The 4,123-nt window shown below is 37.7% G+C and carries 1 protein-coding gene; it reads right to left on the minus strand.

Annotated features, from left to right (window positions below):
• Positions 1-4,123, minus strand: a 4,123-nt coding sequence (locus JCM9152_RS21660) for a beta-ketoacyl synthase N-terminal-like domain-containing protein (RefSeq protein ID WP_173402092.1), incomplete at both ends; no start/stop codon positions are given.

A 4,123-nucleotide genomic window follows, 5' to 3' on the forward strand; every position in this document is an offset into this window, starting at 1 on the left:
TCGACTGCTGCTTGTAGAATCCACAATGCAAGATCCACATCAGCTACTTGGCCAGCACTAAGCATTGCCACATGGGTCCAAGTTTTTTGGTTAAGAATCGTCTCTAATTCTTTTTGATTGTTAACCTGTGCCCTTTGCCAACCTTGAGGCAGTTCTACATTGATTTCTTCTCTCGAGACGATGAGATACGATCCTACTTCAGAAGAAGGTTTCAGATCCCTGGAAGGTAATTCTACCCACTCTGTTTCAAACGCATTACTGCTTACTTCAGTATCTGTTTCAATCTCTCTGCATACTAAACCCTCAAGTACAGCAAATATTTCATTATCGATATTAAATAAAGTGACAGTACCTTCTACATTATCGCTACCGATTTTTGTTATTTCTGCATGGGCAAATAATTGCTCAGGCTGATTTTCAAGAGAATATACCCGTGCACTTTTAACATGGAATGGTATGCACACGCCACAAACCTTCATAGCACATAAACCTAATAATTGTAGCCCTGCATCTAATGTAGCTGGATGTAATAGCGTTAAAGAACGTTCTAGTGAAGTTGAATATTTAGTTTCAACTATTGCAATACCTTCGTTCTCTCCAATATGAACATCCTTTAAATTACGATACTTTGGACCAAACTGAACTTTATGCTCAGATAAAACATCATATAGTTTATTTTCATCTACCTGCGAGCAACGTTTTTGGATGTTATCAATGTTAGACTTACTAATGTACGGAGTATCCACTAAAATACGTGAATTACTACAGCTTGCAAATTCTTCATTGATACCATTGCAATCACTTTGTATACTCCACTGAGCATCATTATTAATACAACGAACTAAAGTATTATTATTACTAATTACAAGTGATTGCGTCATAATAACATCTTGTAACTCAACTCCACGTAATTTTGCGTTTTCATTATCGCGCAACATTACCGCTCCCGCCAGTGTCGTTATGTGACTAGCCGCTGGCACTATAACCTTCCCATCTATACGATGATCTTGCCAAAGCTCAGCCTGTTCATCTGATACTTTAGTGACAAAGGCAGTCCCATCATACCGACTCAGGAATGGGTGCGGTAACCTACGCCATGGTAAGAAAGATGGATTGAAAGACATTTTCGTATTCTTTTTACCTGATTCATAATTATAAGATTCCAAAATAACATGCGCATTAGTGCCACCAAACCCAAATGAAGAGACACTACCAATCAGTGCTGCATTTGAATTGTGATTGTCTAATTGGGTTTCATTGGCTGAAATTACGACATTAAAATTGTCTATATTAATCTTTGGGTTCAAAGTTTTAAAATGCACATTACCAGGCGCTTTTCGATGCCTTAATACCTCAATCGTTTTTATTAGGCTTATTATCCCAGCTGCTCCCTCTAAATGACCTATATTTGTCTTAACTGATCCAAGTACTAGCGACTTAGAGCGTTGCTCGCCCAGTACATTCTTTAATGCTTCAACTTCAATCGGATCACCTAAAGAAGTCCCTGTTCCATGACATTCAACATAATCAACGTCACTTCCCTCAAGACCAGCTTCATTAAGAGCTTGCCTAATTACTTCTTGTTGGGCAAGACCGTTAGGTGCTGTTAGGGAGGCGCTCCGTCCATCTTGGTTAACTGCTGAACCACGAATAACGGCTAATATAGGGTCTCCATCGGCTTGAGCGTCACTGAGACGTTTTAGAACAACCGCTCCTACTCCTTCACCACGGCAATATCCGTCAGCTCCTTCATCAAAAGTAGCGCAACGACCTTTAAAAGATAGCATGTTAGCAGCGCAACAACCTATATAAGAACGAGGATGTAACATTACATTTACCCCGCCTACAAGTGCCGTAGAACATGCTCCCTTACGCAACTTTTCAACAGCTAGATCAACAGCTACTAGTGAGGAAGAACAAGCGGTGTCTATAGCCATGCTTGGCCCAGTAAATCCTAACAAATAAGATATTCGGTTAGCGACGATTGATCCCGCAACTCCCGAACCAAAGTATGGGGTAAGTATGTCATGGTTTCCCTTCATAGTTCTCCAATCATCATTAGCTAATCCAATATGAACACTTGTGTTAGATCCACGAAGTTTCTCTTTTTCATAACCAGCATTATGAAAAGCTTCATACGCTACTTCAAGCAATAAGCGTTGTTGTGGATCCATTGTACGAGTTTCTGTGACAGATACATTAAAAAACTTATGATCAAAATTTTCTACGTCTTTCATAAATGCGCCACTTTTCGTATAACTTCGTCCCACGGCATCTGGATTAGGATCGTAAAATTCCTCGATGTCGAAGCGAGATATAGGAATGTCTGTTACACAATCCTTTTTTTCAAGAAGCATATCCCAAAACTCTTCTGGTGAAGTCACGTCCCCTGGCAATCGACACGCCGAACCTATTATGGCAATGGGCTCAGTTAAGTATGGTTTATATGGCGTAACTGTAATTGACCGTTCAATAGTCTTTGCCACAAAGTTTGCATGCTTATAAAGAAGATTAAAATGGTGTCCTTTACTTTGAACAATCTCTAGTTTCGTACATAGCTGGCGCGAATGATCTAAAACTGTCGTATCATCTTGAAATCCACGAGATGATTCAATCATTATTTCGGATTGTTTCTCAAGTGGCATAGTTTTTGTCTGTAGTAGTAGTACAGGCTTATTCATTTTTCCAGAAGGTTTATAATATTCCAGCAATATTTCAAAAGGCGCTGGAGTTTTTGGTGCTACATATGGATACACATGCCTTGGTTCAATCATAATGACATGTTCCAGTTTACCTTCTTTTTGTAGTTGTAAAGCTAACTCAAAAGCAATAGTAGCTCCAAAAGAAAGTCCCCCTATGATATAAGATTCACGTGGAAATTCTCTTAATAAGGAATCTTTCAATTCTTTAGCTATACTTTCTATGCTTAGTTGATCTAAATTTATATCTGCTGGAATAACAGGCATATATGCATAAACAGAATTAGGCATGGAATCTGCCAATGTACCAAATGTTTTTTCCGCCGAACCAACTATCCCTCCAATTAAAAATATTGGATTACCTTCTTCTGTTTTTCGTAAGAGAGCCCAAGTCTCTGTGTTTAATTCCGATTGAGGATTGTCGAATTTCAGTTGGTCATACAAATATTGAATTACATCGTTTGCAGTCGGATAATTGAACGCAAAGTGTGCCGGAAGATCAATTGTATTTGGTAAACTATTTAATAGTTTTTGACGAAATTGAACAAGATCCAACGAAGAGAATCCTGCTTCCATAAAAGAATGATTTGATTCAAATGCATCATTAGATGAGACAAATTGTAACATGCATTCTTTTACGATTTTAGTTATTGTAGGAATATCCCAAGTTGTTTCTCTTCTTCCCATTACTTCTGGTTGAGGCTCTTCTAATCTGAGTTGGTCATACAGATGATGAATTACATCATTTGCAGTCGGATAATTAAACGCAAAGTGTGCCGGAAGATCAATTGTATTTGGTAAACTATTTAATAGTTTTTGACGAAATTGAACAAGATCCAACGAAGAGAATCCCGCTTCCATAAAAGAATGATTTGATTCAAATGCATCATTAGATGAGACAAATTGCAACATGCATTCTTTTACGATTTTAGTTATTGTAGGAATATCCCAAGCCATTTCTCTTACCGCCCTTATTTCCAGTTTAGGTTTTTCTATTTTGAGTTGTTCATACAAATGTTGAATTACATCGTTTGCAGTCGGGTAATTGAATGCAAAATGTGCTGGAAGATCAATTATATTTGGTAAACTATTTAATAATTTTTGACGGAACTGAACAAGATCCAACGAAGAGAATCCTGCTTCCATAAAAGAATGATTTGATTCAAATGCATCATTCGACGAGGCATATTGCAACATGCATTCTTTTACGATTTCAGTAATCACTGGAACAGTCCATTTAACTTCTCCTTCTAGGATATTTTCATTTGTATTTAGTCCAAACTGATAAATTAGTGGGATGTTTAATTCTAAATTACTCCAATTAATCGGGGTGATACAAACGACTCCTTTTTTATCCCCAACCAAGAGTTGTTCAATCGCTTTTTTCCCTAATTCGTTTGAAATAGAGCCAAATCCCATTGATT

This window comes from Halalkalibacter hemicellulosilyticusJCM 9152 (assembly GCF_000513115.1).
GTDB lineage: Bacteria > Bacillota > Bacilli > Bacillales > Bacillaceae_D > Halalkalibacter > Halalkalibacter hemicellulosilyticus.